This is a genomic window from Microbacterium testaceum (assembly GCF_001476655.1).
Taxonomy (GTDB): domain Bacteria; phylum Actinomycetota; class Actinomycetes; order Actinomycetales; family Microbacteriaceae; genus Microbacterium; species Microbacterium testaceum_C.
Genome location: NZ_LDRT01000170.1, coordinates 1 through 5,720, shown reverse-complemented (window position 1 = coordinate 5,720; position 5,720 = coordinate 1). Strand labels below are relative to the sequence as shown.

Below are 5,720 nucleotides of genomic sequence, written 5' to 3'. Positions count from 1 at the left end.
CCCCGGCCCGCCCGCTCACGCCGGCCCCGAAGCGCGCGACCTCGCCCGCTACGCCGCCGACACGTGGACCTCGCTCGCGGCGATGGCCCACGAGAACACCGGCCTTCCCGACGACAACATCGGCGGTGCGCTCGATGGGGCCACGGCATCCGGATACACCTCGCCGACCAACATCGGCGGGTACCTCTGGTCGACGGTGACCGCGCGGGATCTCGGCATCATCGACGCCGATGAGGCGCGCGAGCGGCTCACCGCCACGGTCTCGACGCTCGAGACGATGGAGCGCAACGAGGGCAGCGGCATGTACTACAACTGGTACGCGCCGGACACCGGGGCCAAGCTCGAGATCTTCCCCACCTCGGGCGAGGTCATCCACCCGTTCCTCAGCACGGTCGACAATGGCTGGCTCGCCGCGGGGTTGCGGATCGTCCGCGAGGCGGAGCCCACGCTCGCCGACCGCGCCGATGCGCTGTACGAGTCGATGGACTTCTCGGCCTTCTTCGACACCGCCGGGGCGCCCGGTCTTCCCGCCGGCACGAACCGCGGCGGTTTCTGGGAGGCCCCTCCCGGTGACGGCTGCGCCGTCGAGGCGCCGATGTACAACGGCAGCGGACAGACGGCGTTCTACACGTGCCACCACTACGACACCACCGTCAGCGAGAGCCGCATCGCGACGTACCTCGGCATCTCTGAGGGTTCCATCCCGGCATCCGGTCTCTACGGCACCCACCGCACGATGCCCGCGGGCTGCGACTGGGCGTGGCAGGAGCAGCTGCCCACCGGCGAGAACCGCGAGTACGACGGCGTCGACGTCTACGAGGGCGTGTATTCCTACGACGGCATGTCGTTCGTGCCGAGCTGGGGTGGGAGCATGTTCGAGGCGCTCATGCCCGATCTGCTCATCCCCGAGACCGAGTGGGGCCCGCGCTCCTGGGGTGTGAACCACCCCGTCACCGTCGAGGTCCAGAAGCGGCACGGCCTGGCCGAAGCCGGTTACGGGTACTGGGGCTTCTCGCCCGCCAGCAACCCGTTCGGCGGCTACAGCGAGTACGGAGTCGACATCGCCGGCATCCGCTCCGATGGATACACCTCGGATGCCGAGAAGACCGACGTTGACATCGATCGCCCCGGCTGCACCGAGGGGACGAACCCCGACCCGTCGTTCGGCGACGGGGTCGTCACCCCGCACGCGGCGTTCCTCGCCCTGCCGTACGACCGGCAGGGGGTCCTGAAGAACCTCCGCGGGATCGAGAAGAAGCTCGGCGCCTACGGTCCGGGTGGCTTCTACGACGCCGTCGCCGTCAAGAGCGACACGGTCGCCGAGCGCTACCTCTCGCTCGATCAGTCGATGATCATGGCGGCGATCGGCAACGCGCTCACCGGCGACTCGCTGAAGGACTACATGGTCGATGACAGGATGGAGCAGAACCTCCGGCCCGCCATCGAACAGCAGGTCTTTGGCTCGTCGTGGGGTGCCTCGCGTCCCTGACGGCTCGACTCCCTCGATGCCCGGTGCCGCGCGGAGGTGCCGGGCATCGGTGTGTCCGGAACGGGGGAGAGGGATGCCGATGGCCGACGCACCTGCAGACGTTCCCGCCGGGAGGGCCGGTGATCTTCCCTCCGGCGCGCCCGGTCGGCACCCCGCGGGCGGGGCGGCTGCCGGGCGGCGCAAGGCATCGTCGGACGGGGCGGATCGCGCGCACACTCCCCGCGCGCGCCGCGGGAGCTACGCCAAGGGGCAGCAGACGCGGCAGCGCATCGTCGACGAGGCCGTCGTCGTGTTCGGCCGATCGGGCGTCACGGCCGGATCTCTCCGCGAGGTCGCGACGCGGGTGGGGCTGACGCCCGCGGGGCTCATGCATCACTTCGCCTCCAAGGAGGAACTGTTCGCCGAGGTGCTGCGCCAACGCGACGAGCGGGTGCGCGCCGCGGCCGGCGACCCGCACGAGCACACCCTCGTCGAGCAGATGCAGAAGGTCGTCGCGCACAACGCCACGACGCGGGGGCTGACGTCGCTGTACACGCTGGTCGTGGCCGAGGCGAGCGATCCGGGCCATCCCTCGCACGACGAGTTCGCCGAGCGCTACCGCCGGAGCGCCGAGACGGCGGCCGAGCTGCTGCGCGCGGGTCAAGCCGCGGGGGAGGTGCGCGCCGACATCGACCCCGCCCTTGCCGCACGGCTGCTGAGCGCCGTGATGGACGGCCTGCAGCAGCAATGGCTCCTCGACGACTCGGTGGATATGCCCGCGCTGTTCGCCGAGTTCGTGCGCGGGTACCTGCGGCCGTCGGCCTGAGCCCCGGCATCCCGCTCGCCCCTCTCGCTCTCGTCGTCGCTCGGGGCGCGTCTCGCGGCACTCGAGACCGCAGGCTGTGCCGAGACCGCAGGCTGTGCCCGGGACCGCAGGCTGTGCCCGAGACCGCAGGCTGTGCCCGAGACCGCACGCGGTGGCGAGCGAATGCGTACGCGCTCGCGAAAGTCGTGCGGTCTCGGCGACGCTGCTCCGCCCGGGCGGGCGCACGTGGCTTGCGGAACGTTGGTTATGCGCTTAAACTCAACGCGACGTGCAGAAAGCGCCCGACGACGGGTGCCTGGTTCGAGGAGGAACACGATGAAGAAGACCCGATGGAGCGCCGTGGCCGTGATCGCCGCCGCGGCGATCGCCCTCACCGGCTGTGGGCGCACCTCCGACACCGGATCCGGCCCCGGCGAGGCGGGCACGATCGGTGACGCCAAGGCCGAGGGCACGCTCACGATGTGGGCGATGGGTGCCGAGGGTGAGGCGCTGCCCGAGTTCGTGAAGACGTTCGAGCAGGCGAACCCCGGGGTGACCGTCAACGTCACGCCCGTGCCGTGGGATGCCGCGTACAGCAAGTTCCAGACCGCGATCGCCGGGGGCAACACCCCCGACCTCGCGATGGTCGGGTCGACCTGGATGGCCGACTTCGGCGATGCGCTGCAGACCGTGCCGACCGACCTCTCCACCGACGGCATGTTCCCCGGGGCGGTCGACTCCACGAAGATCGACGACCGCGCGACCGGTGTCCCGTGGTACGTCGACACCCGCGTCCTCTACTACCGCACCGACATCGCGGCGCAGGCCGGATGGAACCAGGCTCCCACCACCTGGGACGACCTGAAGAAGATGGCCGCCGACATGCAGGCCAAGGGCGGCGCCGACTACGGCATCCGTCTCCCCTCGGGCAACGATTCCTTCCAGGGGAACCTCTGGATGCCGTGGTCGAACGGCGCCGAGCTGGAGGACGGCTCGAAATGGACCCTCGACACCCCGGAGACCACCGAGGCGTTCGACTACTACCAGAGCTTCTACACCGACGGCATCGCCAACCCCGCCGCCGACCGCTCAGCCGGAGCCCAGGAGGCGGACTTCGTCTCGGGCAAGACCCCGATGTTCATCGACGGACCGGCGTTCATCGGCCTCCTCGAAGACCTCGGCGGCGAGGGCTTCAGCGACAAGATCTCCACCGCGGTGCTTCCGGCCAAGGAGTCGTCGACCTCGTTCAGCGGAGGCTCGAACCTCGCCGTGTTCGACAACTCCAAGAACGCCGCCAGCGCGTGGAAGCTCGTGCAGTGGCTGAGCGAGCCCGAGACGCAGGCCGCCTGGTACGAGGCGACCGGTGACCTCCCCGCTGTTCAGGATGCCTGGAAGTCCGACGCTCTGTCCTCGTCGAAGACGCTCGCCGCTTTCGGCACCCAGCTCGAGACCGCGAAGTCGGTGCCCGCGGTCACGACATGGGTCCAGGTCGCCGCGGCCGGTGACGCGATGCTCGAGAAGCTCCGCCTCGGTCAGCAGACGCCGGCCGACGGTCTGAAGGAGCTTCAGGCCACCGCCGACCAGCTGGGTCTGGGCTGACATCATGACGCAGGCAGTCGTGGGTGCGACCCGGCGGGCTCCGGCCCCCGGTCGCGCCCGCGCCGGCGGGGCGTCGAGCCGCCGCCGGCGCCAGGGATGGGTCGCGTGGGGCTTCGCCCTGCCGTTCGTCGCGGTCTTCGCGGTCTTCATGGTCGTGCCGATCGTCGGCTCCTTCGCGATGTCGTTCACCGACTTCACGGCGCGCGACATCCGCTCGCCGTTCGCGGTGAACTTCGTCGGACTCGAGCAGTACGCCGGGGTCCTCACCGACCCCGTCTTCCTCACGTCGCTGGGCGTGACCGCGACGTTCGTCGTCGTCGGCATCCCGGTCACGATGGCGGTGGCGCTGGCGCTGGCCCTCGCGCTCAACGCCAGCAAGGGTCGGTTCGTCTCGATCCTGCGCGTGGGTTTCTACGCTCCCGTCGTGACGAGCATCGTCGCGGTCGCGGTGGTCTGGCGCTACATCCTGCAGCCCGAGGGTCTGCTCAACTCGGCCCTCGCGATCATCGGCATCCAGGGTCCGGACTGGCTCAACGACACCCGCACCGCCCTTCCCTCGCTCATCGCGATGGCGGTGTGGCGCAACGTCGGCACGCTCATGGTGATCTTCCTCGCGGGGCTTCAGGCGATCCCGACCGACGTGAAGGAGGCCGCGCTCATGGACGGCGCCTCGTCGTGGCGGCGCCTCACCTCGGTGACGCTGCCGCTGCTGCGCCCCACCCTGCTGCTGGGCGCGGTGCTCATCTCGGTCGGCTTCCTGCAGTTCTTCGAGGAAGCGTTCGTGATGACGCAGGGCGGGCCGCTCAACTCCACCCTCTCGGTGGCCTATTACACGTTCAAGCAGTTCGGCTTCGGGCAGTACGGCACGGCCTCGGCCGCGAGCTACCTGCTGTTCCTCGCGATCGCGCTGCTCAGCCTCGTGCAGTTCCGCGTGCTGCGCTCCAAGGATTGAGGGAGGATGCCATGACACTCACGTCTCCCGCGGCTCCGGCCGTCGTCGCCGAACCCGCAGAGCCGCCCCGTCGGCGCCGTTCCGCCGATCGGGTGACCCCCGGTCGCGCGCTCACCTACACGGTGCTGGTCGTCGGCCTGATCGTCTGGATCCTGCCCTTCGCCTGGATGCTGCTGGGCTCGGTCAAGACCCAGCGCGAGATCCTCCAGCGCCCGCCGACGTGGTGGCCGCAGGAGTTCACCTGGGACAACTTCGGCGCCTGGTTCGGGCAGCTGAACTTCGGGCAGTTCTTCGGCAACAGCATCCTCGTGGCGCTGTTCACGGTCGCCGGCAACCTCGTGTTCTGCTCGATGGTCGGCTACGCGCTGGCGAAGATGGACTTCCCCGGCAAGAAGGCCCTGTTCCTCGTCGTCATGGTGACCCTGATGGTCCCCGGCGTCGTCACCTTCGTGCCGCTGTTCGTCATGGTCTCCTCGCTCGGACTCGTCGACAGCTACGCGGCGCTGATCCTGCCGTTCGTCACGACCCCGCTCGGCGTCTTCCTCATGCGGCAGTTCATGCTCGGCATCCCGGATCCTCTCCTCGAGGCCGCGCGCATCGACGGCGCGGGGGAGCTGCGGATCTTCGCCCGGATCGTCATGCCGCTGTGCGGGCCGCCGCTGGCGACCCTCGGCATCCTGACCTTCCTCGCCTCGTGGAACAACTTCCTGTGGCCGCTCGTGGCGGCCCAGACCGAGGCGAAGTACACCCTTCCCGTCGCCCTGTCGCTGTACTCGACAGGACAGAACGCCACCGATTACGGCCTGCTGCTCGCGGGCTCGGTGCTGGTGATCGCGCCGATCATCCTGCTGTTCGTCTTCCTGCAGCGTTACTTCATCCAGGGCATCGCCTCGACC

5 protein-coding genes are annotated in these 5,720 nt (G+C 69.5%); all 5 read left to right on the top strand.

Going from position 1 to position 5,720, the window contains the following annotated elements; all coding sequences use genetic code 11:
• Positions 1-1,489 (top strand): glucoamylase family protein (locus tag NS220_RS17610; protein ID WP_058625287.1); only part of this gene is annotated, 1,489 nt, incomplete at its 5' end.
• Between the two features lie 79 nt (positions 1,490-1,568).
• Positions 1,569-2,294, top strand: a complete 726-nt coding sequence (locus NS220_RS17605; RefSeq protein WP_242864671.1) for a TetR/AcrR family transcriptional regulator — start codon at positions 1,569-1,571, stop codon at positions 2,292-2,294.
• A gap of 315 nt (positions 2,295-2,609) precedes the next feature.
• A complete protein-coding gene (locus NS220_RS17600; RefSeq protein WP_058625286.1) occupies positions 2,610-3,872 on the top strand; it encodes an extracellular solute-binding protein in 1,263 nt (420 codons plus the stop codon).
• A gap of 4 nt (positions 3,873-3,876) precedes the next feature.
• Entirely contained in the window at positions 3,877-4,824 is a 948-nt protein-coding gene (locus NS220_RS17595; protein WP_058625285.1) for a carbohydrate ABC transporter permease, read from the top strand.
• 11 nt (positions 4,825-4,835) lie between these two features.
• Positions 4,836-5,720: carbohydrate ABC transporter permease (locus NS220_RS17590; protein ID WP_058625284.1), on the top strand; the 885-nt coding region annotated here is incomplete at its 3' end.

Coding starts and splice junctions, on each gene's coding strand:
- NS220_RS17605 (WP_242864671.1), top strand. CDS start 1,569: ATGGCCGACGCACCTGCAGACGTTCCCGCCGGGAGGGCCGGTGATCTT.
- NS220_RS17600 (WP_058625286.1), top strand. CDS start 2,610: ATGAAGAAGACCCGATGGAGCGCCGTGGCCGTGATCGCCGCCGCGGCG.
- NS220_RS17595 (WP_058625285.1), top strand. CDS start 3,877: ATGACGCAGGCAGTCGTGGGTGCGACCCGGCGGGCTCCGGCCCCCGGT.